At 72.4% G+C, this 24,996-nt stretch carries 23 protein-coding genes; 15 read left to right on the plus strand and 8 right to left on the minus strand.

Going from position 1 to position 24,996, the window contains the following annotated elements; genetic code table 11:
- Positions 1-9: 9 nt before the first annotated feature.
- From GA0074696_RS19355 to ctaD, 4 genes are all read left to right on the plus strand, one after another.
- Positions 10-1,167 carry a glycosyltransferase gene (locus GA0074696_RS19355; RefSeq protein ID WP_088962399.1) on the plus strand — a complete coding sequence of 386 codons (1,158 nt, stop codon included), beginning with the start codon at positions 10-12 and terminating at the stop codon, positions 1,165-1,167.
- 99 nt (positions 1,168-1,266) lie between these two features.
- Positions 1,267-1,731, plus strand: a complete 465-nt coding sequence (locus GA0074696_RS19360; protein ID WP_088962400.1) for a DUF4383 domain-containing protein — start codon at positions 1,267-1,269, stop codon at positions 1,729-1,731.
- Between the two features lie 91 nt (positions 1,732-1,822).
- On the plus strand, positions 1,823-2,551 hold the full coding sequence (locus tag GA0074696_RS19365; protein WP_088962401.1) for an ATP-binding protein: 729 nt from the start codon (positions 1,823-1,825) through the stop codon (positions 2,549-2,551).
- Between the two features lie 87 nt (positions 2,552-2,638).
- A complete protein-coding gene (gene ctaD, locus GA0074696_RS19370) occupies positions 2,639-4,642 on the plus strand; it encodes an aa3-type cytochrome oxidase subunit I (protein ID WP_088962402.1) in 2,004 nt (667 codons plus the stop codon).
- A gap of 185 nt (positions 4,643-4,827) precedes the next feature.
- Here ctaD and GA0074696_RS19375 read toward each other — a convergent pair whose 3' ends face one another.
- Positions 4,828-5,979, minus strand: a complete 1,152-nt coding sequence (locus tag GA0074696_RS19375) for a SigB/SigF/SigG family RNA polymerase sigma factor (RefSeq protein ID WP_088962403.1) — start codon at positions 5,977-5,979, stop codon at positions 4,828-4,830.
- 280 nt (positions 5,980-6,259) lie between these two features.
- Positions 6,260-7,630: a hypothetical protein gene (locus GA0074696_RS19380; protein ID WP_088964678.1), complete on the minus strand. Its 1,371-nt coding sequence runs from the start codon at positions 7,628-7,630 to the stop codon at positions 6,260-6,262.
- Positions 7,631-7,864: 234 nt separating this feature from the next.
- On the opposite strand from GA0074696_RS19380, the gene GA0074696_RS19385 reads away from it, so the two are divergent.
- Positions 7,865-8,095 carry a CDGSH iron-sulfur domain-containing protein gene (locus GA0074696_RS19385; RefSeq protein ID WP_088962404.1) on the plus strand — a complete coding sequence of 77 codons (231 nt, stop codon included), beginning with the start codon at positions 7,865-7,867 and terminating at the stop codon, positions 8,093-8,095.
- Between the two features lie 88 nt (positions 8,096-8,183).
- On the opposite strand, the gene GA0074696_RS19390 is transcribed toward GA0074696_RS19385, so the two are convergent.
- The 3 genes from GA0074696_RS19390 to GA0074696_RS19400 are packed head-to-tail and all read right to left on the minus strand — an operon-like array spanning position 8,184 to position 12,159.
- Positions 8,184-9,236: an iron-containing redox enzyme family protein gene (locus GA0074696_RS19390; RefSeq protein ID WP_088962405.1), complete on the minus strand. Its 1,053-nt coding sequence runs from the start codon at positions 9,234-9,236 to the stop codon at positions 8,184-8,186.
- A 51-nt stretch (positions 9,237-9,287) separates the two neighbouring features.
- A complete protein-coding gene (locus GA0074696_RS19395; RefSeq protein WP_088962406.1) occupies positions 9,288-11,048 on the minus strand; it encodes a thiamine pyrophosphate-binding protein in 1,761 nt (586 codons plus the stop codon).
- On the minus strand, positions 11,041-12,159 hold the full coding sequence (locus tag GA0074696_RS19400; RefSeq protein ID WP_088962407.1) for a baeRF2 domain-containing protein: 1,119 nt from the start codon (positions 12,157-12,159) through the stop codon (positions 11,041-11,043). Before GA0074696_RS19400 ends, GA0074696_RS19395 begins: the two co-directional genes overlap by 8 nt.
- Positions 12,160-12,303: 144 nt before the next feature.
- Between GA0074696_RS19400 and GA0074696_RS19405 the strand changes: the two genes are divergently transcribed.
- The 3 genes from GA0074696_RS19405 to GA0074696_RS32655 are packed head-to-tail and all read left to right on the plus strand — an operon-like array spanning position 12,304 to position 13,767.
- Positions 12,304-12,858 carry a hypothetical protein gene (locus tag GA0074696_RS19405; RefSeq protein WP_172894681.1) on the plus strand — a complete coding sequence of 185 codons (555 nt, stop codon included), beginning with the start codon at positions 12,304-12,306 and terminating at the stop codon, positions 12,856-12,858.
- Between the two features lie 39 nt (positions 12,859-12,897).
- Entirely contained in the window at positions 12,898-13,338 is a 441-nt protein-coding gene (locus GA0074696_RS32650; protein ID WP_231925080.1) for an alpha/beta fold hydrolase, read from the plus strand.
- Positions 13,339-13,383: 45 nt separating this feature from the next.
- The gene (locus tag GA0074696_RS32655; RefSeq protein WP_231925081.1) at positions 13,384-13,767 is read left to right on the plus strand and encodes an alpha/beta fold hydrolase; all 384 of its coding nucleotides are present in this window, start codon (positions 13,384-13,386) and stop codon (positions 13,765-13,767) included.
- Here the strand turns inward: GA0074696_RS32655 and GA0074696_RS19415 are convergent.
- Complete coding sequence (locus GA0074696_RS19415) at positions 13,764-14,102, minus strand: DUF3817 domain-containing protein (RefSeq protein ID WP_088962408.1); 339 nt, start codon at positions 14,100-14,102, stop codon at positions 13,764-13,766. The genes GA0074696_RS32655 and GA0074696_RS19415 overlap by 4 nt on opposite strands.
- A 164-nt stretch (positions 14,103-14,266) precedes the next feature.
- On the opposite strand from GA0074696_RS19415, the gene GA0074696_RS19420 reads away from it, so the two are divergent.
- Positions 14,267-15,745, plus strand: a complete 1,479-nt coding sequence (locus GA0074696_RS19420; protein WP_088962409.1) for a glutamate--cysteine ligase family protein — start codon at positions 14,267-14,269, stop codon at positions 15,743-15,745.
- A gap of 42 nt (positions 15,746-15,787) precedes the next feature.
- Here GA0074696_RS19420 and GA0074696_RS19425 read toward each other — a convergent pair whose 3' ends face one another.
- Complete coding sequence (locus GA0074696_RS19425; RefSeq protein ID WP_088962410.1) at positions 15,788-16,960, minus strand: zinc-dependent alcohol dehydrogenase; 1,173 nt, start codon at positions 16,958-16,960, stop codon at positions 15,788-15,790.
- 22 nt (positions 16,961-16,982) lie between these two features.
- Positions 16,983-17,930: an SRPBCC family protein gene (locus GA0074696_RS19430; RefSeq protein ID WP_088962411.1), complete on the minus strand. Its 948-nt coding sequence runs from the start codon at positions 17,928-17,930 to the stop codon at positions 16,983-16,985.
- Positions 17,931-18,157: 227 nt separating this feature from the next.
- On the opposite strand from GA0074696_RS19430, the gene GA0074696_RS19435 reads away from it, so the two are divergent.
- The 6 genes from GA0074696_RS19435 (at position 18,158) to GA0074696_RS19460 (ending at position 24,988) form a co-directional block, all read left to right on the plus strand.
- Complete coding sequence (locus GA0074696_RS19435; protein ID WP_172894337.1) at positions 18,158-18,592, plus strand: helix-turn-helix transcriptional regulator; 435 nt, start codon at positions 18,158-18,160, stop codon at positions 18,590-18,592.
- 335 nt (positions 18,593-18,927) lie between these two features.
- Complete coding sequence (locus GA0074696_RS19440; RefSeq protein WP_088962413.1) at positions 18,928-21,318, plus strand: ATP-binding cassette domain-containing protein; 2,391 nt, start codon at positions 18,928-18,930, stop codon at positions 21,316-21,318.
- Between the two features lie 193 nt (positions 21,319-21,511).
- Complete coding sequence (locus GA0074696_RS19445; RefSeq protein ID WP_088962414.1) at positions 21,512-22,156, plus strand: hypothetical protein; 645 nt, start codon at positions 21,512-21,514, stop codon at positions 22,154-22,156.
- A 122-nt stretch (positions 22,157-22,278) separates the two neighbouring features.
- Positions 22,279-23,226 (plus strand): ATP-binding cassette domain-containing protein, encoded by a 948-nt coding sequence (locus GA0074696_RS19450; protein ID WP_088962415.1) that lies wholly within the window; start codon positions 22,279-22,281, stop codon positions 23,224-23,226.
- A complete protein-coding gene (locus tag GA0074696_RS19455; RefSeq protein WP_088962416.1) occupies positions 23,223-23,972 on the plus strand; it encodes an ABC transporter permease in 750 nt (249 codons plus the stop codon). Before GA0074696_RS19450 ends, GA0074696_RS19455 begins: the two co-directional genes overlap by 4 nt.
- A 179-nt stretch (positions 23,973-24,151) precedes the next feature.
- Positions 24,152-24,988: a DUF4097 family beta strand repeat-containing protein gene (locus tag GA0074696_RS19460; RefSeq protein ID WP_088962417.1), complete on the plus strand. Its 837-nt coding sequence runs from the start codon at positions 24,152-24,154 to the stop codon at positions 24,986-24,988.
- Positions 24,989-24,996: the final 8 nt, after the last annotated feature.

The raw sequence follows: 24,996 nt of genomic DNA on the forward strand, positions 1-24,996 counted from the left end.
CACAGCGCGATGAGCCTCACCGTCCTGATGAACGCCGGCCCGTGGTTGTCGGTGCCGCCTCCCGGCTACGGCGGGATCGAGAACGTCATCGCCACCCTGGTGCCGGAGCTGCGGCGCCTGGGCGTACGGGTGGTGCTGGCCTCGGTGGAGAGCAGCACCCTGCCGGTGGACGAGAAGTTCTCGGTCTTTCCCGACGGGCAGTTCCACGCCCTGCAACGCCCCTACAACCAGGTGTGCGGCGTCTCCCAGGCCCACCTCAACGGGGTGATCCGGCAGCTGCACCACCGCGACGACATCGACCTGGTGCACGACCACGTGGAGGCGGTCGGGTTGGCCACCCTGGCCGCGATGGGGCCGGACGGCCCGCCCGTGCTGCACACCCTGCACTGGGACCTGGCCAAGCACCCCGAGCTCTACGGCAACCTGGACGCCGGTGACCGGGTCCGGGTCAACGGCGTCTCCGCCTCCCAGCTGGCCCGCGCTCCCCGGGCGCTGCGGGAGCACTCGGTGGGGCACGTGCACCTGTCCACCCCGCTGGCCGTGGGCGCGGACCGCGCGCCGCGCCCGGAGAAGGGCGACTACGCGATCATCCTGGGGCGGATCAACCCGGGCAAGGGGCAGGACGTGGGCGCCCGGCTGGCCCAGCGGGTCGGGGTGCCGCTGGTGCTCGCCGGGCCGGTCGGGCCGTACCACCGGCCGGAGGACCTGGCCGCCGCCGGGGACGAGGCCCGGCAGAACCCCGACGTGCGCTTCTTCTACGACGAGGTGGCCCCGCACGTCGACGGCGAGCTGGTCCGCTGGGTCGGCACGGTGGCCGGTCAGGAGCGCGACGACCTGCTGGCCGGGGCGAAGGCCTCGCTGTTTCCGCTGCGCTGGGAGGAACCGGGCGGCACGGCCGTGGTGGAGTCCCTCGCGCTGGGCACCCCGGTCGTGGCGACCGCCCGCGGCTGCCTGCCCGAGCTGATCGAGCACGGACGCACCGGCCTGCTCACCACCGACGAGGACGAGCTCGGCGACCTGCTGCTGGCGGCCAGCCTGCTCGACGCGGACGAGTGCCGGCGGGAGGCCGCGACCCGGTTCACCCCGGCGCTGATGGCGCAGCGCTACGTCGAGCTGTACGAGCGGGTCCGCCAGGGCGCCCGGGCCCGGCAGTTGCAGGTCGCCTGAGGCGTACCCCCTGCTCTCACGGGCCCGGACCGGCGCGGTCCGGGCCCGTTTGTCTCACCGGGAGGCGGGAACGCCACGCCGCGACGGAGGGAGCGCGCGATGGCCGGTCCGATGGCCCACTCCCGGGCCCGGCGCAACCCGGCGGACGGCCGCGCGCCGGTACGCCGGGCCGCCGCCACGGTCGGCACCGTGTTCCTCCTGATCGGGGCCCTGGGGTTCGTGCCCGGGGTGACCAGCGACTACGCCGACCTGCGGCTGGCCGGGCATCAGTCCGGTGCCCTGCTGCTCGGGTTGTTCCAGGTGTCGGTGCTGCACAACCTGCTGCACCTGGCCTTCGGCGTGGCCGGGCTGGCCCTGTCGCGCACCGTCGGGCTCGCGCGCGCCTATCTGGTCGGCGGCGGGGCGGTCTACCTGGTGCTGTGGCTCTACGGGCTGGCCGTCGACCATCGCAGCGCGGCGAACGTCATCCCGGTCAACCCCGCCGACGACGTCCTGCACCTCGCGCTCGGCGTGGGAATGCTGGCGCTCGGCGTGCTCGCCCGCCGTGACGGGGATCGCCACTGACCCGGCCACCGTATCCGGTCGGTCCGGTTTCACCCGGAGAACCCCCGGGTACCTGGCTGGATCTGGGCATGCGAGCGGAATCGAGGGGCCGATGGCGAGCCGGATCACCTGCGAGGTGCGCGACGAGTCACCCGTGACCGTCGTCCACCTGCACGGCGAGCTCGACCTCGGCACGATGCGGTCGGTGCACACCGTGCTGGACCGCTGCCTCTCCGCCCAGCCGGACGCGCTGGTGGTGGACCTGGAGGACGTCACCGTCGCCGACCGGCTCGCGCTGTCCGTGTTCGCCGCCACGGCCCGCCAGGCCGACGGGTGGCCGGCCGTGCCGCTGCTGGTCTGCGCTCCCCCGTCGGAGGCGGCCGCCTGGCTCGCCGCGTCCACCACCTGCCGGGTGGTGCCGGTGCACCGGGACTGCGCCGAGGCGACCCGGCTGGCCGGCCAGGTCGCCACGCCGCGGCTGCGGGCCCGGCTGGAGCCGGTGGCGAGCGCCTGCCGGCGCGCCCGGGAGCTGGTCGGCGAGGCCTGCGGCCGGTGGAACGCGCCGGAGCTGGTCGGCCCGGCCTCGCTGGTGCTCAGCGAGCTGGTCGGCAACGTGGTGCGGCACGCGCACACGCCGATGCAGGTGACGCTGACCCTGCGCCGGCCGTACCTGCACGTGGCGGTGACCGACGGCAGCCGGACGGCCGCCCACGCGGCGAGTCCCGGGCTGCGCGCCGAGGGCGGCCGCGGCCTGCTGCTGGTTCGGGAGATGGCGCAGCGCTGGGGCAGTTCGCCGCTGGTCGACGGCAAGGTGGTCTGGGCACTCGTCCAGGCGAATTGACCGAAATTACCGCTCTCGCCTGGTTACATGGCGGAGGGACGGGTAGTCGCGCTCGTCCTTTCTGTCGTCATGACGGGGTGAGAAGCCATGCCCAGACGGGTAACCACGGAGCCGGCACGAGACCGGGGGCCGGCGATCCTGGCGCCGGCCCGGTTCGGCGGCTTCCCCGGCCCGGTCCGCACGGCGCTGCCGGGCAACCACCTGATCAAGCTGCTCGGCACCACCGACCACAAGCAGATCGGCCTGATGTACCTGGTCACCGCCTTCTTCTTCTTTTTGGTCGCCGGGATCGAGGCGATGCTGATCAGAGGCGAACTGGCCCGGCCAGGGCTGCAGCTCCTCTCGTCCGAGCAGTACAATCAACTCTTCACCACGCACGGGCTGGCAATGCTGCTGCTCTTCGCCACACCCGCGGCTCTGGGAATGGCCAACTACATCGTCCCGATCCAGATCGGCGCCCCGGACGTCGCGTTTCCCCGACTGAACGCGTTCGGCTACTGGCTGTTCCTGTTCGGCGGCCTGATGCTGTACGGCAGCTTCGCCACGCCAAGCGGGTCGGCCGACTTCGGATGGACCGCCTACCCGCCGTTGAGCACGCTGGAGCACTCCCCCGGCGTCGGGGCGAACATGGTGGTGGTCGGGCTGGTCATCGGCGGTCTGGGCACCATCCTCACCGCCGTCAATCTGGTCACCACCATCCTCACGCTGCGCGCGCCCGGGATGACCATGTTCCGGATGCCGATCTTCACCTGGAACATTCTGCTCACCAGCGTCCTGGTGCTGTTCGTCTTCCCGCTGCTGGCGGCCGCGCTGCTCGCGCTGGCCTCTGACCGGATCCTGGACTCGCACGTCTTCGACTCGACCACCGGCGGGCCGATGCTGTGGCAGCATCTGTTCTGGTTCTTCGGCCATCCCGAGGTCTACATCATCGCGATCCCGTTCTTCGGGATCATCTCAGAGATCGTTCCGGTCTTCTCCCGCAAGCCGATCTTCGGCTACACCGGTCTGGTGCTCGCCACCATCGCGATCACCGTGCTGTCGATGACCGTCTGGGCGCACCACATGTTCGGCACCGGGCAGGTGCTGCTGCCGTTCTTCAGCGTGCTGAGCTTCCTGATCTCGGTGCCCACCGGGGTCAAGTTCTTCAACTGGATCGGCACCCTGTGGAAGGGCCAGATCACCTTCGAGACGCCGATGCTCTTCGCCGTCGGCTTCCTGGTCACCTTCCTGCTCGGCGGCCTCACCGGCGTACAACTGGCCAGTCCACCGCTGGACTTCCACGTGACCGACACCTACTTCGTGGTCGCCCACTTCCACTACGTCCTCTTCGGCACGGTGGTCTTCGCGTTCTTCGGCGGGATCTACTTCTGGTTCCCGAAGATGACCGGCCGGCTGCTCGACGAGCGGCTCGGCAAGATCCACTTCTGGACGATGTTCCTGGGCTTCCACATGACGTTCCTGGTCCAGCACTGGCTGGGCAACGAGGGTATGCCCCGCCGGTACGCCGACTACCTGGCGGAGGACGGCTTCACCACGCTGAACACGGTCTCCAGCATCGGCTCGTTCATCCTCGGCGCGTCCACGTTGTTCTTCATCTACAACGTCTGGAAGTCCTGGCGGTACGGGGCCATGGTGAACGTGGACGACCCGTGGGGCTTCGGCAACTCCCTGGAGTGGGCGACGACCTGCCCGCCCCCGCTGCGCAACTTCGACCGGATGCCCCGGATCCGCTCCGAGCGCCCGGCGTTCGACGCCAAGTACGGCCCGCACGTCGCCGACCTGGGCCGGGACCTGCCGCAGCGCACCACCCGCCCGCCCCAGGAGTTCCGCGAGGAGCTGCACCACGAGCGGCACGTCCCGGAGTCGCCGGCGGCCGAGGGCGCGCACGGCGCGCGGGAGGCGGTGGAGTACCAGCCCGCCCCGCAGTCCGGGGCCAGGCCGGTCGAGGTACCGGAGCCCGAGGTGGTGCGCCGGCCCAGCTTCGAGCAGACCAACGAGCCGGAGGGCAACCCGCTCGGCTCCCAGGAACGCCCGGAGCCGGACGAGCGCTGGCGGCATCCGCACACCAAGGGCGACCCCGAGGAGCACTGACCGGGCGCTCGCCGCGCCGACGGGCACGTGGCCGCCATCACCGCGATTAGGTGGTGGCGGCCGCACCGTGTCGCCCCCGTGGCGCCCTCGCGCCGCGGCCGGCCGATGCGGCGACAACTGTCGCGGGAAGCGGGCAGCCGCCAACCCCGGCACGAGGGAACCGTGCCGGGGTCGGGCGGCGATGATCAGGCGTCGGCGGTGGCGGGCAGGCCGGCGGCGGTGAGCGACCGGCGTACCGCGGGCTGGACCCGGGTCAGCCGCAGCGGGACGCCGGTGCGCGCCGCCGCGTCGCGGCCGGCCATCAGGGCGGCGATCCCGCCGGCGTCGACCCCGCCGGCGCCGTCCAGGTCGACCACCACCTCGCGGGGCTGGCCGGTGACCGCCTCCAGCATCACCCGGCGCAGCTGGTCGGCGCCGTCCCGGTCGATCTCGCCGCCGACCTCGACCACCACCCGGTCGCCGGTGCGTTTGAGCGCGATCCGGTTCCGGCCGGTCTCGCACTCGGCGGCGCCGTTCTGCCAGGGCGGCGGCGCGTCGGCGAGCATCGCCTGGCGCAGCCAGGTCAGCGCCCGGGACAGCAGCCGGGAGACGTGCATCTGGGAGATGCCGAACCGGGCGGCGATCTCCGCCTGGGTCTGGTTGCCGTAGAACCGCATGGCCAGGATGCGCCGTTCCCGCCAGGGCAGCCGGTGCAGCAGTCCGCTGACCGTCACCCGGTCGTCGACGGACTCCAGCGCGTTGTCGGACTCGCCGACCAGGTCGCCGAACTCGGCCGAGCTCTCCCCGCCCACCGGCGCGTTCAGCGAGGCCGGGCTGTAGCCGGCGGCCGACTCCAGCGCGGCGAGGATCTCCTCCTCCGGGGTCTCCAGCCGCTGGGCCAGCTCCGCCACGCTCGGCGCCCGGGACAGCTCGCTGGTCAGCGCCGCGGTGGCCTGCCCGACCTCCAGGATCAGGTCGCGCAGCCGGCGGGGTACGTGCACCCCCCAGGTGCGGTCCCGGAAGTGCCGTTTGATCTCGCCGACGATGGTGATCGCCGCGTAGGCGGTGAACGAACCCCGCTCGGGGTCGTACCGGTCGACGGCGTTGACCAGGCCGAGGCGGGCCACCTGCTCCAGGTCCTCCAGCGGCTCGCCGCGCCCCCGGTAGCGGCGGGCCAGCCGGCCGGCGAAGGGCAGGGCGAACCGGACGAGGTCGTCCCGGGCCTCCTGCCGACGCTCGGGTGGCAGGCCCGCGATCCGCGCCGCGTACGCCAGCGCGGCCGCGTCCAGGTCCTCCAGGCCGCGTTCCGTCGGCGGTGGTGTGGTTGTGGTGGTGGTTGTGGTGGTCTGTCCTAACATCCGCGCCTCCCTCAGGAAGGTCCCCCGCCCGGATGGGAGCCGGTCGTGCGCGTGGTCGGGCCACGCACCGGGCCGGAAGTTGGGTCACGTGCCGCGCCGGTGTCACCGGACGCGCGAGAGCGACGACAGCACGCTACGCGGCGTGCTCGGTCCGTCGCAGCGAGCGGTGTTCCCGCTCCGTAGGTACTCAATCACGCGACCCCGGGTTCGCGAGGATGTTTCGGCAGCTCGGTCCGGCGGGTCGACGGGAAACCGCCGGGCGTCCGATTTCCCGCCGGATTCAGGAGACGGCGAGGCCCATCGGAGCACCGTCCTCCCGCAGCGCGGCGAGGGCCTCGGCCACCCCGAGCGGCGGCGGAACCGGCAGGTCGTACGGCTGGTTGCGGAGCACCTCGGTGGCCCGGCGGGTGGGCACCGAGGCGACCGGGTAGCCCCGGGCGGCGGTGCGGTCGAGCGCCCGGCGGCGGCGGCCGAACGCGGCCACCGCGAGCCACTGGGGCAGCCCGGCGAGGGCGGGCGAGCGCATCCCCGGCGACTCGGGCAGCACGTCCACCGAGCTGAACGGCTCGCTGCCGGCCAGCCACAACTCCACCCCGTCGACGCTGCGCCGGGTGGCGTTCTCGCACCAGTACGGCACCAGCCCCGCCCGCACCACCTGCCACGGGTCGAGCAGCCGGCCGCACTCGACCACCAGCCGGTCGCCGGTCTTGCCGGCCCGCCGCAGCCAGCGCCGGTACAGGTCGGCGACGGCGGCGCTCAGGGCCGTGGGCTGCGGGACGCGCACCTCGTGCAGCCCGTGGCCGTGGCGCCCCCCCCAGCGCCGCGCTCCGTCGACGAAGCCGGGTTCCACCCCGTGCTCGGCGTGCTCGCCGGCGGCGGAGACCTCCGGCGGCTCCCAGTGCCCGCCGTCGCCGCCGGCCGATCGGAGCACCTGGCGCAGCGCGTGCGAGTCGGGGTGGAAGTCCACCGGCTCCAGGCCGCTGCCCGGGCAGCCGAGCTGGAAGCTGTGCCCCTGCCCCTCGTCGCTGACCGGCCAGGTGCGCGCGTCCCGGACCACCAGCAGCGACGCGGCGGGCTCCAGCCGGTCGGCCAGGAAGCGGGCGTACGCCTGGGGCAGGGCCTGCCAGCGGGCCACCAGCGACACCGTGGACCCGGCCAGCGCGCCCCGGCTGGCCGGGCAGTGCACCTGCCGCAGGTGCAGCTCGGGGTTGCCGGCCAGCACCCGGGCGGCGAGCGCCGCGCCGTGGTCCAGGGCCGCGCGCGGCCGGTCCACCGCGCCACGGGTCCAGTGCGCGCTCATCTCGAAGGCGGCGGGCAGCCACGGTACGCCCAGGGCGACCGCCAGGTGCATCGCCGAGGCGTGCGGGGAGCCCAGCACCACCCCGGGGTACCGGCGGCGGGGGTACTGGTCGACGATCCACCGGGCGACCCGCTCGGCGTCGACCTCGGCCGTCTGGTCCGGGGTGAGCGCGACCCGACTGGCGGCCCGCGCGGCGGCGGCCCGGCGGACCGGTTCGGGCGCCGCGGTGAACCGGGACAGCGGCGTCGACTGGCCGAGGTCGCCGCAGTCGTCGCCGCGCAGGGCCCGGGCGGTGGCCGCCACCAGCACCCGGGCCGTGCTGCCCACGGCGACGACCCGGTCGCCGGCCATGCCGGCGCCGTCCGCCGTCAGCCCCTTCTGCACCTTGGGCACCGGCCCCACCTTGCCTCGTTCGCTCACCACGCGGCCCGGCTTCCCGTCCGGATGGGGTCTAAACGGGCATTGGGGGCAATGCTCGGCTGGGCGGCGGTACGCCGGTCCGGGGCGCTCGGGTGAGTCGCCGCCCACCGGCGTCCGGCCATGCCAGGGGGTTTCGGCCGGGCCGGCAGGGGCACATCCGGTCCCATGAGCGCCGAGCACCCCGCCGCCGACGCGGCGGCCACCATCACCCCCTACGAGGACGGACCGCTGCTGGTCCGGGGAGACTTCGCGCTGGTCACCCCGGACGGACGCAGCATCGACGCCCGGCGGGGCACGGTGGCGCTGTGCCGGTGCGGCAAGTCGGCGCTGAAGCCGTTCTGCGACGGCACGCACAAGGCGATCAACTTCCGCGCGGGCACCGACCGGGAGTGCTGACCCGCCGCCGGGAGGGCACCGCCCGCTCAACGGTGCAACCGGCGCGGCCTGCCGCCGGGACGGCTGCGCGGCGTGCCGCCGGGACGGCTCAGGCGGCCACGGCGAGCCGGGAGGGTTCGGCGACGGCCCGCAGCGACGAGCCGCCGGCCGCCCAGCTGTCCAGCAGGTGGCCGGCGAAGAGCCGGTCCACCGCCAGGGCGGCCGCCGCACCGAACAGCACGTCGGCGGCGAGGCCGGGCTCGGTGCGGACCAGCCCGCCGCAGAGATCGTGTGCGGCGATCTGCTCGTGCACCGCGTCGGCCTCGACGTGCTCGTCGTAGAAGCGGGTGGCCGTGTCGTCCAGCCCGAGGCGGCGCAGGCCGTTGCCGTACCGGCGGTTGGGCAGCGAGGACGTCATCTCGAAGGCGGCGAGGTGACCGAGCAGCGCGCCGCGCAGCCGCCGGTGCAGGCCGAACAGCGAGATCAGGTTGTTGGTGGCCAGCGTGACCGCGGGCACCCGGTCCAGGTACGCCGCGTACCCGGTGTCCAGGTCGAGCCGGCCCAGGGTGCGGCGGAACAGCTCGGCGTGCATCCGGTCCAGCCGGCCGTTGCCGTACTCGTCCATCTGGATCTCCACGAGCGCGGCCTTGGCCGGACCGGCCAGCCGGGGCAGCCCCCAGCTGTGCGGGTCGGCCTCCCGCAGGTGGTAGATCGACCGGTGGGCGACGAACTCGCGGAACTGGGCCAGCGTCGCCCGGCGCTGCAGCGCGGCGGCCAGCGACGGGCCGTCGTCGGCGGCCACCAGGTCGGCCAGCGCGCGCGGCACCCCGCCGGGCAGCACCGCCGGCAGCGGGCCGACCAGCCGGCGCAGCGTCGCCTCGAAGGGCCGCTCGGCGGCCGACCGCAGCGCCAGCAGCGACGGCTGCCACTCCCAGTCCTCGTCCACCCCCTGCCAGCCCCGGTAGTGCAGCTCGTAGCAGAGGAAGAGGGTGAGCTGGAGGTCCTCGTCGACCACCGGGTCCGCCGGGTCGAACTCCGCGCCCAGCCCGGCCGGCAGCTCGTGCGGCGGCCGGACCAGCGCCTCGATGACGGCGGTGGAGACCGTGCCCCGGGGCTGCGGCAGCGGCGCGGGGCCGTAGCGGCGGTCGACGGAGTCGGACATGGAACCTCCCGGTAACGGCTGGGGGTCTCCTGATGCCCTGCCCCGGTTGCCCTAAACGAGGTCCTCCGCCTCCACGGTCATCCGGGTGGCGAGCATCCGTTCGCGCACCCGGCGGGCGGCGTCTCCGTCGGCGAAGACCCCCCGCAGGTCGGCCAGCGCCGGCTCCGGCGGGCGCAGCGGCACCTCCGGGTCCACGACCGCCTCCAGCACGCACGGCCGGTCCGCGGCGAGCGCCTCGTCCCAGGCCGCCCCGACCAGGTCCGGCCGGTCGACCCGAACCCCGTGCAGCCCGAGCAGCCGGGCCCAGCCCGCGTACGGCACGTCCGGGCGGCGGTGGGTGGGGTCGGTGACCTGCCGGCCGCCGCCCATGCCGGACTGGTCGCGGTTGTTGAGCACCAGCACCACCAACCGCGGATCCGCCCACTCGTGCCAGCGGTGCGCCACGGTGATCAGCTCGGCGAGGCCGTTGAGCTGCATGGCGCCGTCGCCGAGCAACGCGAGCACCGGCTGGTCGGGATGGGCGAGCTTGGCGGCAAGCGCGTACGGCAGCGCGCAGCCCATCGAGCCGAGCGTGCCGCAGAGCTGCGCGTTCACCCCGGGCGGTAGCTCCAGGTGGCGGGCGTACCAGTAGATGACCGAGCCCACGTCGACGGCCACCGAGCCGCGCCGGGGCAGCCGGTGGGAGAGTTCGTGCAGCACCAGCTGGGGGTTGACCGGCTGGGCTGGCGCCCCGGCCCGGGCGATCGATTCCTGCCGCCAGCGGTCCACCGAGCCCTCGACGGTGGCGCGCCACTGCCGGTTCGGCTGGTCGTGCACCCGGGTGAGCAGCGCGCGCAGCGTCTCGGCGGCGTCGCCGACCAGCGGCACGTCCACCGGGTAGCGGGTGCCGATCCGCCGCCCGTCGATGTCGATCTGAACGGTCCGGGTCTGCCCGGCCATCGGGAAGTAGTCGGTCCACGGGTCGTTCGTGCCGACCAGCAGCAGCGTGTCGGCGCCGCCCATCAGCTGCGCGGCGGCCGTGGTGCCGGCCTCGCCGAGCACCCCGGTGTGGAACGGCAGCCGCTCGTCGAGCACCGGCTTGCCCAGCAGCGAGGTGGCCACCCCGGCGCCGAGCCGGTCGGCCAGGGCCACGACCTCGTCCTCCGCGCCCCGGGCGCCCTGACCGACCAGGATCGCCACCCGCTGCCCGACGGTGAGCAGCGACGCGGCGGCGTCCAGGTCCGCGTCGTGCGGCAGCACCCGGGCCAGCGGCTCTCCCGGCGTCGCGGTCAGCACCCCGGCCGCCTGCGGCTGGAGATCGGGTACGGCGGTCTCCTGCAGCTCCCGGGGCAGCACCACGCAGGTGGGGCTGCGGGTGGCCGCGGCGGTCCGGAACGCCTGGTCCAGCAGGACCACCACCTGCCCCGGGGCGCGGCCGTACCGGACGAACTGGTTGCACACGTCGCCGAAGAGCCGGCTCAGCCCGATCTCCTCGTGCGCGCCGCCCAGCGGACCGGTGACGTCCTCCCCGACGATCGCCACCACCGGCTTGCTGTCCAGCTTGGCGTCGTACAGGCCGTTGAGCAGGTGCACCGCGCTGGGGCCCTGGGTGGCCAGGCAGACGCCGATCCCACCGGTGAACTTGGCATGCCCGGTGGCCATGAACGAGGCGGTTTCCTCGTGGCGGGCCGGCACGAACTCCGGGTCACCCCCGGCGGCGTCCAGCGCCTCGACCAGCGGGGCGATGGCCTCGCCCGGGTAGCCGAAGGCGCGCGGCACCCGCCAGGCCCGCAGCCGGTCCACCACCAGGTCCGCGACCGTCCGGTCAGCCATTGCCGCGCCCGGGGGTGCCGGCGTCCACGTAGCGCAGCACCGCGCCGATGCCGTCGGTCAGGTCGGGTGCCTCGTCCCGGCCGAGGACGGCCAGCTCGGCGTCGGTGCCGACCAGGGCGCGGACCAGGGCCGCGTCCGCGCGGACCTGCTGCGGGTCGCGCACCGCGGCGAGGTGCCCCGGCTCCATGGCGATGTCGGTCGGCTCCGGACCGATCCAGAGCTGACCGGTCGCCGACGGGTCGTCGACGATGAGCATGGTGTCGACCTGGTTGCGCTGCAGGGCGGCCACCACGGCCTCCAGCCCGGCACCCACGTCCTCCTGCATGCCGAAGCGGTCGAGGGCGGCGTTGATGTGCTGCTCGGCGACCTCGGCGATGGCCTGCACGGTGATGTCGTCCATCAGCTGCGGGTCGGCACCGCCGGCGCGCGCGCCCGCGTCGGTACGCACCATCACGTCCTGCCAGCGTTCCGGCAGCTGCGCGGCGATCATGCCGGTGGCCCGGACGTCCCCGGCCACCACCACCACCTCGGCGCCGACCTGCTCGGCCAGCTGGACGGTGGCCGCGACGGCGTCGCCGGCGTTGTGGTGCCAGGCCTCCACGGAGGAGCGCTGGTAGCGCGACTGCGACCAGCCGCCCGGCTGGACCCGGCGCAACTGGCCGCTCTCCCGGCCGGCGACCTGGGCCCGGCGGGGCACCCCACCGGCGCTGATCGCGATCGCCTCGGCGCCGGTCCGGTCGGCCAGCACCCGGACCCACGCGATCTGCTCGCCCCGCTGGGCGACCAGCGGCATGGTGTGCGGCAGGGCGGACCAGACGGCCAGGTTCTTGAACGGTGGCGCGCTGAGGTACTCGGTGAGCACCACCCGCCCACCGGCGGCGAAGATCGCCACGCCGTAGTCCCCGGGCATCGGATCGTGTCCGCGCACCACCTGCCCGATCGCCTCGACGGTCACCGCGTCGGCCCCCTGCTCCAGCAGGCGCCCCTTGAGGTCCCGCCAGCGGAGGTCCACCTGGGGGTGGGCGTCGTGGGTGTCCCTGGAGGCGTCCAGGTAGACCGAGCACCACGGCCCGGGACGGTCGTAGAGCGGGCGCAGGAAGGACAGCTGCATGCTCGAGACCCCTTTCCAGCTCGGCCGCACGCTTACCCGCGCCGCCGGGGATGTCACCTCGCCGGCACGACCGCGTGACCGGGGTTCATTCACGTCGTTCGACCGGGGGGACCGCTACCATCAGTGCACGTATCCGGACTCTCGGTGGTGGCCATGGACAGCGATCTCCGGCTCCGCGTCGTGCATCCGACGCAGCGGATCCTCACCGGGCGGGTCGTCCGGTTGCTGGAGGGATATCCCCGCGAGGTGCGGGTCGGCCAGCCGGTGCTGGTCGCGGTGCTGACCGCGGCGAGCGTGGTGGGGCTGCTGATGCTGCTGGTGCGCAGCCTGCTCGCCACCGGTGGCGGGGGCGGCGGCTCGCGGCGCGGCTGGAAAGACCTCAAGAAGGGCCCGGAGTTCCTGGTCACCCCGCTGCGGGTGCGCGACGCCGCAGGCCTGCTCTACGAGGTGGAGCTGCACGGCCACCTGCCGCAGAGCGCGCTGCACCCGGCCGACCACGTGCAGCTGACCCTGCGCCGGCAGCCCGACCCGGACCTGCCGCCCCGGGTGGAGCGGATCGTCAACGTCACCACCGGGCAGCTGCTCACCCCGCGCACCGCGACCGTCTGGTCGCACCTGGGGCCGCCGTTGCTGCTCCAGGCGCTGCTCGGCGCGCTGCTGCTCGCCGGCGTGGCGGCCTGCTCGGTGGTCACCGGCTGAGGAGTTTCCCCGCCCGCCGCACCGGGCACCGGGGATGCCATGTTTGCCGGATTCGCCCTGGAACAGATCGACGTCGGCCCCGTCCGGCTGCGGGTACGGCACGGCGGGTCCGGTCCGCCGGTGGTGCTGCTGCACGGGCACCCGCGTACCCACGCCACCTGGCACCGGGTGGCGCCGCTGCTCGCCGAGCGGTTCACCGTGATCTGCCCGGACCTGCGCGGCTACGGTGGCTCGTCGAAGCCGCCGGCCGGTCCCGACCACGCCGGGTACGCGAAGCGGGCGATGGCGGCCGACGTGGTCGGCCTGCTGGACGCCCTCGGCCACGACCGGGCGGCGGTCGTCGGCCACGACCGGGGCTGCTACGTGGCGATGCGTACGGCGCTGGACCACCCGGGCCGGGTGAGCCGGCTCGGCGTCCTCGACGGGGTGCCGATCGGCGAGGCGCTGGCCCGGTGCGACGCCCGCTTCGCCGCCCGGTGATGGCACTGGTTCTTCCTGGCCCAGTCGGACAAGCCGGCCGAGCGGGTGATCAACGCCGACCCCGACGCCTGGTACGGCGGCTCCCCTGACGAGATGGGTGCGGAGGCGTACGCCGACTACCACCGGGCCATCCACGACCCGGCGACGGTGCACGCGATGTGCGAGGACTACCGGGCCGGCCTCGGGCCGGACCGGGCGGCCGACGAGGCCGACCGGGCCGCCGGGCGGCGGATCGGCTGCCCGGTGCTGTTCTGCTTCTCCACCCGCGACGACCTGGCGGAGCTGTACGGCGAACCGGCCGCGATCTGGCGCGAGTGGGCCCCGGACCTGCGGGTGGCGGCCGTCGACTCCGGGCACCACCTGGCCGAGGAGGCGCCGGAGCAGCTCGCCGCCGTGCTGGGGGCGTTCCTGACGGCCGGGGGCGGTTAGCCGACCGGGGTGAGCGGACGGGCCGGCTCGGGGATGGTGCGGAGCATGCCCCGCCGCCGGGCCCAGCGCTCGAAGAACAGCGTGGCGAACGGCGGCACGGCGCTGACCAGGGCGACGGCGGTGACCGGCAGGCTCCACCGGTGGGTCCGGGCCATCACCAGCACCAGCAGCCCGTAGGCGACGAAGAGTCCGCCGTGGATCGGCCCGAAGATCTTGACGCCGATCTCGTTGGCCGGCGGGCCGTACTTGACGGCCATGCCGACCAGCAGGGCCAGCCAGGAGCACGCCTCGGCGATCGCCGCTGCCACGAACAGCCGGGTCGTCTTCTCACGCATCGCGCCATGTTAACCAGCCGGGTCGCTCGACCCGGGGCGGAACGGCAGCGCAGGGACGGGGATCACGCAGGCCGCGAATGGGTAGGTAAGAGTCCTTCGGGTCTTCCCCGCCCGCGCCGGAACGTGCGAGGTTGGGGGAACCAAGGGTGACAGGGTGGTGACCAATGGGCGAAGACGTCGGCGCGCGGACCTTCAGCCGAGAGGACCGGGCCCGCTACCGCGAGAAGGTACGCCGCTGCCTGGACGTCTTCGCCGAGATGTTGCGCGAGTCGCGGTTCGACGTGGAGCGGCCGATGACCGGGCTGGAGATCGAGCTGAACCTGGTCGACGAGGAGTCGATGCCGGCGATGCGCAACGCCGACGTGCTGGCCGCCGTCGCCGACCCCAGCTTCCAGACCGAGCTGGGGCAGTTCAACGTCGAGATCAACGTGGCGCCCCGCCGGCTCGCCGGCACCGGCACCGCCGAGTTCGAGGAGCACGTCCGGGCCAGCCTGAACGCGGCGGAGCAGAAGGCGCGCACGGTCGGCGCGCACATGGTGATGATCGGCATCCTGCCCACCCTGCGCCCGGAGCACCTCACCGCCGCGACGCTGTCGCAGAACCCGCGCTACGAGCTGCTCAACGAGCAGATCTTCGCCGCCCGGGGCGAGGACCTGCGGATCTCGATCAACGGGGTGGAGCGGTTGGCGACCACCGCGGACACCATCACCCCGGAGGCGGCCTGCACCAGCACCCAGTTCCACCTCCAGGTCAGCCCGGCACAGTTCGCCGACTACTGGAACGCCGCCCAGGCGGTCGCCGGCATCCAGGTGGCGCTCGGCGCGAACTCGCCGCTGTTCTTCGGCCGGGAGCTGTGGCGGGAGACCCGCATCCCGCTCTTCCAGCAGGCCACCGACACCCGCTCCGAGGAGATCAAGGCCCAGGGGGTACGCCCCCGCGTCTGGTTCGGTGAACGCTGGATCACCAGCGTGTTCGACCTGTTCGAGGAGAACGTCCGCTACTTCCCCGCGCTGCTGCCGGTCTGCGACCCGGAGGACCCGGCCGAGGCGCTGGCCGCCGGCGGGGTGCCGAAGCTGGCCGAGCTGCGGCTGCACAACGGCACCGTCTACCGGTGGAACCGGCCGGTCTACGACGTGCTCAAGGGCCGCCCGCACCTGCGGGTGGAGAACCGGGTGCTGCCGGCCGGGCCGACGGTGCTGGACACGGTCGCCAACGGCGCGTTCTACTTCGGGCTGGTCCGGGCCCTGGCGGAGTCCGACCGTCCGCTGTGGTCGCAGATGTCGTTCAGCGCCGCGGAGGAGAACTTCACCAACTGCGCCCGGCACGGCATCGACGCGCAGGTCTACTGGCCCGGCCTGGGCTACCTGCCGGTGACCGAGCTGGTGCTGCGGCGGCTGCTGCCGCTGGCGTACCACGGGCTGGACCGGTGGGGGCTGGAGCCGGCCGAGCGCGACCGGCTGCTCAGCATCATCGAGCAGCGCTGCCTGACCGGGCGCAACGGGGCGACCTGGCAGGTGGAGACCCTGCACCGGCTGGAGTCCGCCGACCACCTGGACCGGCCGGCGGCGCTGTGCGAGGTGGTGCGCCACTACGTGGACCTGATGCACAGCAACCGCCCGGTGCACGAGTGGCCGCTGCCCTGAGCGGATCAGCCAGGGTGACGGATCGTCGCGCGGCCCGCGCCGTCAGACCTTGAGCACCACCTTGGTGCAGTCGTCCTGCTTCTTCTGGAAGATCTTGTAGCCCTTGGCGGCGTCCTTCAGCGGCATTCGGTGGCTGATGACGAAGCTCGGGTCGATCTCGCCCTTCACGATCCGCTCCAGCAGCGGCCGGGTGTAGCGCTGCACGTGGCACTGCCCGGTCCGCATGATCAGCGAGCGGTTCATGAACGCGCCCATCGGGAACTTGTCCACGAACCCGCCGTACGCCCCGATCACCGAGACCACTCCCCCGCTGCGGCAGGACAGGATCGCCTCGCGCAAAGCGAAGGGCCGCTCGGTCTCCAGCCGGCCGGCCTGCTTCACCCGGTCGTAGGCGTACATCGCGGCGTTGCCGTGGTGCCCCTCCAGCCCGACCGCGTCGATGCAGGCGTCCGGACCCCGGCCGGCGGTGAGCCGGTTCAGCTCGTCCAGCACGTCGAGCTGCTCGTAGTTGATCGTCTCCGCGCCGGCCCGCTCGGCGGCGAGCCGCAGCCGGTACGGGTACCGGTCGATGACGATGACCCGCTCCGCGCCGAGCAGCCGGGCGCTGGCGGCGGCGAGCAGGCCGACCGGCCCGGCACCCCAGACCGCGACCACGTCGCCGGGGGCGATGTCGCACATCTCGGCCCCCATGTAGGCGGTCGGAAAGATGTCGGCGAGCATCAGCGCCTGGTCGTCGGGCACCTCGTCGGGGATTTTGATCGGGCCGACGTCGGCGAACGGCACCCGGGCGTACTCGGCCTGGCCGCCGGCGTACCCGCCGAGCAGGTGGCTGTAGCCGAAGATGCCAGCCGGCGAGTGGCCCATGATCTTCTCGGCGATGCCGGCGTTGGGGTTGGAGTTCTCGCAGACCGAGTAGCGGCCCTGCTGGCAGGAGGCGCAGTTGCCGCAGGCGATGGGGAACGGCACCACCACCCGGTCGCCGACGGCGAGGTTGTCGACCTCCGGGCCGACCTCGACCACCTCGCCCATGAACTCGTGGCCGAGGATGTCGCCCTTGCGCATGGCCGGGATGTAGCCGTGGTAAAGGTGCAGGTCGGAGCCGCAGATCGCGGTCGAGCTGATCTTCACGATGGCGTCCCGGGCGTTCATGATGCGCGGATCGGGCACGTCGACGACCTTGACGCTGTCCTTGCCCGTCCAGGTGGTGGCTCTCATCGTGTTTCCTTCCCGGTGGCGTTCAGCGGGCGGGCAGCGGCTGGGCGGGACGTTGTTTGAGCTGCTGGTGCAGGGTGATCCCCTGCGGGCTGGCGTCGGAGCGGACCACCTCACCGGTCTCCAGCACCTGCTTGAACCGGCGCAGGTCGTCGCGGATCTGCTGCTCCGGCTCCTCGCCGAAGAGCTTCGCCACCGCCCGGCCGACCCGCCCGGCGGGCGGGGCGTACCCCAGCTCCACCCGGACCTCGGTGCCCCGGTCGCCGGGGGCCGGCACGAAGCGGACCCGGCCGGCGTTGGGCACCTGGGCGCCGGGCAGCGACCGCCAGGCGATCAGCTCGTCCGGGCGGTCCTCGACGATCTCCGCGTCCCAGCCGACCAGCCGGCCGGCGGGGCCCCGTGCGGTCCAGTGCGAGCGGCGCAGGTCGTCGGCGCGGACGGCCTCCAGGTGGGCCATGAAGCGGGGCAGGTTCTCCAGGTCCCGCCAGAACCGGTACGCCTCCGACGCCGGCCGGTTGACGGTGACGCCGACCTCCATGAGGATCAGCCGTTCCCTGGCCCGGCGGGCGCGGACGGCGCGGACGGCGGCGAGCAGGTCGACGACGGCGATGCCGGCGACGACGGCGGTGGTCACGGCGACCCGTCGACGCCGCTCGCCGCACCGGTCGGCCAGCGCCCGGCCGAGCAGGGTCAGGTCAGCCGCGTCCCCGGCCACCCGGGTCCAGGCCCAGCCGCCGGGGCGGCGTCCGGTGAGCAGCCCGGCGGCGTGCCCCAGTTCCCGGGCGGCCACCGCCGGGATGACGCCCGCAGCCTGCGGGGAGTCGTCCACCCCGGTCAGCCGGGCCACCGCGCGCGGGGCGAGCAGGCCGCCCGCGCCGAGGGCGAGACTGACCACGCCCAGCAGCCGGGGCAGCCCGGTGCCCCGGCCCTTGCCTTCCAAGTCGTCCAGCACCGTCGATTCGGTCCTGTCCACGTCCGCACCACCGTCGCTCGGCCGTGACCGCCCACGGGGACGGCCCGGCGGCCGGAAGCCGCCACGCCTGACGCTATGCCCACCAATCGCCCCACGAACCCCGAATCAGCATGAAACCCGGACGCACCCCGGGCGGCGCGAACGAGGAACGGACCACGGGCGTTGTCCCGCACCGCACGGCCGTCGGCACTGCTCCAGGCCCCGTCGGATGTGGCACGATCTGCCGGGTGACCAGCAGATCCGCCGACGCGCAGCGCCTGAGTGACCTCGCCCGGCTGCGCCGGGTCCGCGACCGGATCGACCGGGAGTACGCGCAGCCGCTGGACGTCGAGGCGCTCGCCCGCGGCGCGAACATGTCCGCCGGGCACCTCAGCCGCCAGTTCCGGCAGGCCTACGGCGAGTCGCCGTACTCCTATCTGATGACGCGGCGCATCGAGCGCGCCATGGCGCTGCTGCGTCGTGGCGACCTCAGCGTCACCGAGGTCTGCTTCGCGGTCGGCTGCTCGTCGCTGGGCACCTTCAGCACCCGCTTCACCGAGCTGGTCGGGATGCCGCCGAGCACCTATCGGGCCGAGCAGGCTCACGAGACGGCGGAGATGCCGCCGTGCCTCTCGAAACAGGTCACCAGACCGATCAGGAATCGAGAAGCACGGGCCACGTAGCCGCAACTAGCGTGACCGCCATGAACATCGGCATGCCCAACGCCGTTGTCCCGCACACCGACGCGGACGCCGCCCTGGCCTTGCGCGATTCCACCGGCACCCTGATCCGGATCAACGAGCTGCGCTGAGCCGTCCGGCCGTCGGCGCGACCGTGCCCGACCACGAGCCGACGCGCGACGGCCGCTGACTGCTCCGACGCCTCGGCCGGGCGGCGCCCAGGGTGGCCGAGGCCACCGAGGCTCCCCAGGCCGCAGCGGCATGGCTACCGTGGTTCCTGCGCCGAGCGCGACGCCGAGGGAGCCCACCAAGCGGCCCGCCACACAGATGGAGACACGATGAGCATGGCCACGAGGACGGACACGCAGTCGCCGGCGCCGCACGTCGCCGACAGCCACGATCTGATCCGCGTGCAGGGCGCGCGCGAGAACAACCTCAAGGACGTCAGCATCGAGATCCCGAAGCGCCGGCTGACGGTGTTCACCGGGGTCTCCGGCTCGGGCAAGAGCTCGCTGGTGTTCGGCACGATCGCCGCGGAGTCGCAGCGGATGATCAACGAGACCTACAGCGCCTTCGTGCAGGGCTTCATGCCGACGCTGGCGCGGCCCGAGGTCGACGTCCTCGACGGGCTGACGACCGCGATCATCGTCGACCAGGAGCGGATGGGCGCCAACGTCCGGTCCACGGTCGGCACCGCCACCGACGCCAACGCGATGCTGCGGATCGTCTTCAGCCGGCTCGGCCAGCCGCACATCGGATCGCCCCAGGCGTTCTCCTTCAACGTCGCCTCGATCAGCGGTGCGGGGGCGGTCACCCTCGAGCGCGGCGGGAAGACCGTCAAGGAGCGGCGCAGCTTCGCCATCACCGGCGGCATGTGCCCGCGCTGCGAGGGCATGGGCTCGGTCACCGACTTCGACCTGTCCGCGCTCTACGACGACAACCGGTCGCTCAACGAGGGCGGGCTCACCATCCCCGGCTACAGCATGGACGGCTGGTTCGGCCGCATCTTCCGCGGCTGCGGCTTCTTCGACCCGGACAAGCCGATCCGCAAGTACACCAAGCGGGAACTGCACGACCTGCTCTACAAGGAGCCGACCAAGATCAAGGTCGAAGGGATCAACCTGACGTACGAGGGGCTGATCCCGAAGATCCAGAAGTCGTTCCTGTCCAAGGACGTGGACGCGCTGCAGCCGCACATCCGCGCCTTCGTGGAGCGGGCGGTGACGTTCACGACCTGCCCCGAGTGCGACGGCACCCGGCTCAGCAAAGAGGCCCGGTCGTCAAAGATCAAGGGGAAGAACATCGCCGACGTCTGCGCGATGCAGATCAGCGACCTGGCCGACTGGGTCCGCGGACTCGACGAGCCGTCGGTGGCCCCGCTACTCGCCGGGCTGCGACACCTCCTGGACTCGTTCGTGGAGATCGGGCTGGGCTACCTCTCGCTCGACCGGCCCTCGGGCACGCTGTCGGGCGGCGAGGCGCAGCGCACCAAGATGATCCGCCACCTCGGCTCCTCGCTCACCGACGTCACCTACGTCTTCGACGAGCCCACCGTCGGGCTGCACCCGCACGACATCCAGAAGATGAACGACCTGCTGCGGCGGCTGCGGGACAAGGGCAACACGGTGCTGGTCGTGGAGCACAAGCCGGAGACGATCGCGATCGCCGACCACGTCGTCGACCTCGGCCCCGGCGCCGGTACTGCGGGCGGCACCGTCTGCTTCGAGGGCACCGTCGAGGGGCTGCGGGCCAGCGACACCATCACGGGCGGCCATTTCGACGACCGGGCCGCCCTCAAGGAGACGCTCCGCATGCCCACCGGCACCCTGGAGATCCGCGGCGCCGCCACCCACAACCTCCAGAACGTCGACGTCGACATCCCGCTCGGGGTGCTCACCGTGGTGACCGGCGTCGCCGGCTCCGGCAAGAGCTCCCTGATCCACGGCTCGGTGTCCGGGCGGGACGGTGTGGTGTCGGTCGACCAGACCGCGATCCGCGGGTCCCGGCGGAGCAACCCGGCGACGTACACCGGACTGCTCGAGCCGATCCGCAAGGCGTTCGCAAAGGCCAACGGCGTGAAGCCGGCGCTGTTCAGCCCCAACTCCGAGGGCGCCTGCCCCACCTGCAACGGCGCCGGCGTCATCTACACCGACCTGGCGATGATGGCCGGGGTCGCCACCGTGTGCGAGCAGTGCGAGGGGAAGCGGTTCCAGGCGTCGGTGCTGGAATACCACCTCGGCGGCCGCGACATCAGCGAGGTGCTCGCGATGTCGGTGACCGAGGCCGAGGAGTTCTTCGGCGCCGGCGAGGCGCGGATCCCCGCGGCCCACGCGATCCTGCAGCGGCTCGCCGACGTCGGTCTGGGCTACCTCAGCCTCGGCCAGCCGCTCACCACGCTCTCCGGCGGCGAGCGGCAGCGGCTCAAGCTGGCCACCCGCATGGCCGAGAAGGGCGGCGTATACGTCCTGGACGAGCCGACCAGCGGCCTGCACCTCGCCGACGTCGAGCACCTGCTCGGCCTGCTCGACCGGCTCGTCGACTCCGGCAAGTCGGTCATCGTCATCGAGCACCACCAAGCCGTCATGGCGCACGCCGACTGGATCATCGACCTCGGCCCGGGCGCCGGCCACGACGGCGGCCGGGTCGTCTACGAGGGCACCCCCGCCGACCTCGTCGCCGCCCGCTCCACCCTCACCGGCGAGCACCTCGCCGCCTACGTCGGCGCCTGACCGCGCCCCTACCCTGGCGGACGCATTCGGTTGACGGCGGCGGGGCCGAGGTGATCTCGGTCCGGCCGCCGGCCGTGCGTCTTGGCCGGGTACACGGTCGATCGGGCAGAGTGCTGGACGATCAGCGACTGAGTCGGTCATCGTGCTGAGGGTGGCCAGCCGATCATTGAAGACAACGGTCAAGGACGCCGTCATGGAGGGCCCGCCGGGCGAGGCGAGGCTGATCGGGATGCTGAGGTCGCTGCACGGCTTCGACAAGGTGATGGTGGTCGCGGCGTTGGGTGACGCTCAAGGCGACGGAGGCATCCCCGCGCTGCGGAATCTGCTCGCCGTACCGCAGCGTTCGGTCGACCTGCGCTGCGCCGCGCTGCTCGCCCTCGCCAAGCGTGCGGGCGCTGAGGCATCCGATGTGCTGGCCGCGCATTTGACGGGTGTTCCCGCTGCGGTCGCGGACTACGCCATCATCGGGCTGGCTTGTGTGGGCGATGACCGCGCCTGGTCTGAGGTATACACGAAGCTGCGACGGCAACTCGACCGACCGCCACCGGCAGTCCAACCTCGCGAGATCACGCCGGGTCTCAAGCAGTTCCAGGCTCTCCTGACCATCGCCTACCTGGCCCGTCACCTGAACGGCTCGCCCGCCGAGCGGATCCCACGACTGGTCGCCACCCTGCGGTCGCGGTTCGACCGCCTCCACCAGGTCGAGCAGGACTGGCTCAGCGAACACTGGCCCGCCATCGCCCCGGGTGGACCTCCCCCGGACCAGCTCACCCGGCCCCACCAGGCAGCATTCCGGACCCTGGTATACGCCACCCAGCTGTTCGGTCCGGTCCACTGACCGCACCGGTCCGCGCCAGCGGTTCTCACGGCAGTGCCGGCGGAGCACGGCGTGGGCGGGTGTCAGTGGTCGTGTCAGAGGCGTGTCAGGCAGGTGACAGGCCGGCCGCCGATCGTGGTCGCATGACAAGTTCAGCGATTGAGGTTTCAGGGCTACGAAAGGCTTTCGGGGACAAGCTCGTACTCGATGGCATCGATCTGGATGTTCGTGCGGGCACCGTCTTCTCCCTGCTCGGTCCGAACGGGGCGGGTAAGACGACGACGGTGAACGTGCTGACCACGTTGATGAAGGCCGACGGCGGGACGGCACGGGTTGCCGGGCATGACATCGCGACCGAGACCAAGGCGGTGCGCGCGGTGGTCGGGGTCACCGGTCAGTTCGCGGCAGTGGATGAGCTGCTGACGGGCCAGGAGAACCTGCAGTTGATGGCGGATCTGAAGCGGATGGGCTCCGGCGAGGGCCGGCGGGTTGTCACGGAGTTGCTGGAGCGGTTCGATCTGGTGGAGTCGGCGCAGAAACCGGTGTCGACCTATTCCGGGGGTATGCGCCGGAAGCTGGATCTGGCGATGACGCTGGTCGGCAAGCCACGGATCATCTTCCTGGACGAGCCGACGACCGGACTGGATCCGCGCAGCCGCCGCACGATGTGGGAGATCGTCCGCGAGCTGGTGGCCGACGGCGTCACCATTTTCCTCACCACCCAGTACCTCGAGGAAGCCGATCAGCTCGCCGACCGGATCGCGGTACTCAACCAGGGCCGCCTGGTTGCCCAGGGCACTCCCGACGACCTCAAACGCCAGGTCCCCGGCAGTCATGTCCGGCTCCGGTTCACCGACGTCGTCGAACTCGACGCGGCCGCGCGGGTCCTCACCGACGCCACCCGGGACGACGAGGCACTGGCCCTGCGGGTTCCCGGCGACGGTGGGACGAGGTCGCTGCGGGCCCTGCTGGACAGGCTCGACGAGTACTCGATCAGCGCCGAAGAGCTCTCCGTCCACACACCGGACCTCGATGACGTCTTTCTCGCCCTGACGGGCCGTACCCACACCACGGAGGTGGTCGCGAAATGAGCACCAAGTCCCACTCGATGGTCATGTTGCGTCGCAACTTCAAGCACATCGCCCGGAATCCCACCTCGGTGTTCAACGCGATCCTGATGCCGATCGTGATCATGCTGATGTTCGTGTACATGTTCGGCGACGCTTTCAACGTCGGTGTCGACTACATCGACTACGCGACGCCGGGACTGATGCTGTTGGCCGTCTGTTACGGGCTGGGAGCCACCGCGACGTCGGTCAACTCCGACATGACGAAGGGCATCATCAACCGGTTCAAGGTCATGGACGTCTCCCGTGGTGCGGTGTTGGCCGGTCACGTCGTCGCCAGTCTGCTGACCAATCTGCTCGCCATCGGGGCACTCATCGGGGTGGCCTTCCTGCTGGGATTCAGCCCGTCGGCGAGCCCCGTCGACTGGCTCGGCGTGGTCGGCATCGTCGTGCTGCTCAGTTTCGCGGCCGGCTGGCTCACGGTCGCCCTGGGACTGGCGGCGAAGTCTCCGGAGACGGCGGGTCTGGCCTCCGTGCCGCTGGTCATGCTGCCGTTCTTCAGCAGCGCGATCGTGCCGGCGGAGAAGATGGGGCCGGGCCTGCGGCAGTTCGCGGAGTACCAGCCCTTCACGCCGATCATCGAAACCATGCGCGGGTTGCTCAACGGCGCACCGTCCTCCAGCGACGCGATCACCGCCATCGCCTGGTGCGTCGGCATCGCTCTCGTCGGCTACCTGTGGGCGCGTTCCACCTTCGCGAAGCGCGCGTGACCTCGCGGGCGATGGCCCTGCGAGGACCCGGATCGGGCTGACCCCGAAGCCGCCAGCGACGAACTGACCCGGCGCGCGCTCGCCGCGACGAGCGCGCGCCGGGCGTACGGACCGACGCACAGGCTGGGCGGCTGAGCCGCCCACCAGCAGATCACTTACCAGACAAGAGGAGCGGCATCATGCCTACATTCACCACGCCAGGACCCATCGTCGCCACCGTTGTTGTCGCCGGTGCTCAGGTACGGGTCACCGCGAGCGACCGGACCGACACCCTGGTGCTGGTCGAACCCATCGACAAGGCGAGCCGGTCGGACGTCAAGGTGGCCGACAAGACCAAGGTCGACTTCACCGGCGATCAACTGTCGGTCAAGACGACCGCCTCCGGGGACAAGAACGGTTCGGTCGCCATCACGATCGACCTGCCCGCCGGCTCCAGCCTGGTCGCGTACCTGGCGCACTCGGATGTGCACGCCGACGGCTCACTGGGAGAGTGCGAGCTGCACATGGCAGCGGGTCGGGTCCAGCTCGATCGCATCAACGCGCTGCAGGCGAACATCGCGGCCGGTGAGGTCACGATCGGCCACATCGCCGCGCGCGCCACCATCGACGGCAGCACGTTCACACTGCGGATCAGCGAGGTCGAGGACACCGTCAAGCTCTCGAACTCGGGCGGGCAGATCTGGATCGGCCACGCATCGGCCGACCTCGACCTCACCAGTGGCAGCGGCGGTTTCGACATCGACCGCGCCGACGGCAGCGTCACCGCCAGGACAGGCGACGGCGCCATTCGGATCGGCCGGTTGACCCGCGGTCGGGCAGAGCTGTCGAACCACTCAGGGAACATCGAGGTCGGCATCAGCGAGGGCACCGCTGTCACGGTGGACGCCAACAGCAAGCGCGGGTCGGTGCGCAACTCCGTACCGCCGCAGGAAAACCCTGGCACGTCCGACGACAAGGTCACGGTCCACGCCCGCACGCGGCACGGCGACATCACCATCCAACGCGTAGCAAGCTGACGGGGCCT

Source organism: Micromonospora purpureochromogenes (assembly GCF_900091515.1).
GTDB lineage: Bacteria > Actinomycetota > Actinomycetes > Mycobacteriales > Micromonosporaceae > Micromonospora > Micromonospora purpureochromogenes.

Excerpts from the sequence above, each read along its gene's own strand:
- GA0074696_RS19365 (WP_088962401.1), top strand. The coding sequence starts at position 1,823 with ATGGCGAGCCGGATCACCTGCGAGGTGCGCGACGAGTCACCCGTGACC.
- GA0074696_RS19390 (WP_088962405.1), bottom strand. The coding sequence starts at position 9,236 with ATGTCCGACTCCGTCGACCGCCGCTACGGCCCCGCGCCGCTGCCGCAG.
- GA0074696_RS19420 (WP_088962409.1), top strand. The coding sequence starts at position 14,267 with ATGGGCGAAGACGTCGGCGCGCGGACCTTCAGCCGAGAGGACCGGGCC.
- GA0074696_RS19355 (WP_088962399.1), top strand. The coding sequence starts at position 10 with ATGAGCCTCACCGTCCTGATGAACGCCGGCCCGTGGTTGTCGGTGCCG.
- GA0074696_RS19460 (WP_088962417.1), top strand. The coding sequence starts at position 24,152 with ATGCCTACATTCACCACGCCAGGACCCATCGTCGCCACCGTTGTTGTC.
- GA0074696_RS19375 (WP_088962403.1), bottom strand. The coding sequence starts at position 5,979 with ATGTTAGGACAGACCACCACAACCACCACCACAACCACACCACCGCCG.
- GA0074696_RS19445 (WP_088962414.1), top strand. The coding sequence starts at position 21,512 with ATGGAGGGCCCGCCGGGCGAGGCGAGGCTGATCGGGATGCTGAGGTCG.
- GA0074696_RS19455 (WP_088962416.1), top strand. The coding sequence starts at position 23,223 with ATGAGCACCAAGTCCCACTCGATGGTCATGTTGCGTCGCAACTTCAAG.
- GA0074696_RS32650 (WP_231925080.1), top strand. The coding sequence starts at position 12,898 with ATGTTTGCCGGATTCGCCCTGGAACAGATCGACGTCGGCCCCGTCCGG.
- GA0074696_RS19440 (WP_088962413.1), top strand. The coding sequence starts at position 18,928 with ATGAGCATGGCCACGAGGACGGACACGCAGTCGCCGGCGCCGCACGTC.
- GA0074696_RS19380 (WP_088964678.1), bottom strand. The coding sequence starts at position 7,630 with ATGGCCGGCGACCGGGTCGTCGCCGTGGGCAGCACGGCCCGGGTGCTG.
- GA0074696_RS19415 (WP_088962408.1), bottom strand. The coding sequence starts at position 14,102 with ATGCGTGAGAAGACGACCCGGCTGTTCGTGGCAGCGGCGATCGCCGAG.
- GA0074696_RS19395 (WP_088962406.1), bottom strand. The coding sequence starts at position 11,048 with ATGGCTGACCGGACGGTCGCGGACCTGGTGGTGGACCGGCTGCGGGCC.
- GA0074696_RS19385 (WP_088962404.1), top strand. The coding sequence starts at position 7,865 with ATGAGCGCCGAGCACCCCGCCGCCGACGCGGCGGCCACCATCACCCCC.
- GA0074696_RS19425 (WP_088962410.1), bottom strand. The coding sequence starts at position 16,960 with ATGAGAGCCACCACCTGGACGGGCAAGGACAGCGTCAAGGTCGTCGAC.
- ctaD (WP_088962402.1), top strand. The coding sequence starts at position 2,639 with ATGCCCAGACGGGTAACCACGGAGCCGGCACGAGACCGGGGGCCGGCG.
- GA0074696_RS19400 (WP_088962407.1), bottom strand. The coding sequence starts at position 12,159 with ATGCAGCTGTCCTTCCTGCGCCCGCTCTACGACCGTCCCGGGCCGTGG.
- GA0074696_RS19450 (WP_088962415.1), top strand. The coding sequence starts at position 22,279 with ATGACAAGTTCAGCGATTGAGGTTTCAGGGCTACGAAAGGCTTTCGGG.
- GA0074696_RS19360 (WP_088962400.1), top strand. The coding sequence starts at position 1,267 with ATGGCCGGTCCGATGGCCCACTCCCGGGCCCGGCGCAACCCGGCGGAC.